Genomic DNA, 407 nt, shown 5'->3' on the forward strand with positions numbered 1-407 from the left:
TCATCGAGGTCGAGACGCGCCAGCCGACGATCTTGCGGGCGAAGACGTCGATGACAAAAGGTGAGGGCCTGCCCGCTACCGGTTCAAGGGCATGGCCCGAACGAGACCATGCCCTGCCAACTAGAGACATGGGTGAAATCGCTGACCCAGAGCTAGTTCGGCATATCGGCGACGAAGATCCGGTTCACCTTGTCATCCGGGCATGGCCGTGCCGTATCCGGGTTGGTCGCGACCACCGTCTTACCGCGGACAACACCTTGTAATCCCATAGCCTTCATCAGCCTCTCCACCGTGGAACGGGCGATGCCATGACGGTTGCGGCGCAGCTGATGCCAGATCTTGCGCCCTCATGCCGGCCCCGGCTGTCATCGAAGGCCGTCCTGATGGCGGCCATGTCCAGCCGATCC

General features: G+C 62.2%; 1 pseudogene. It reads right to left on the reverse strand.

Annotated features, from left to right (window positions below):
- Positions 1 to 341 (reverse strand): annotated as a pseudogene (locus tag BYZ73_RS23965) (IS3 family transposase); the annotation flags it as partial.
- Between the last annotated feature and the right edge of the window lie 66 nt (positions 342 to 407).

Source organism: Rhodovulum viride, from assembly GCF_003265965.1.
GTDB classification, from domain to species: domain Bacteria; phylum Pseudomonadota; class Alphaproteobacteria; order Rhodobacterales; family Rhodobacteraceae; genus Rhodovulum; species Rhodovulum kholense.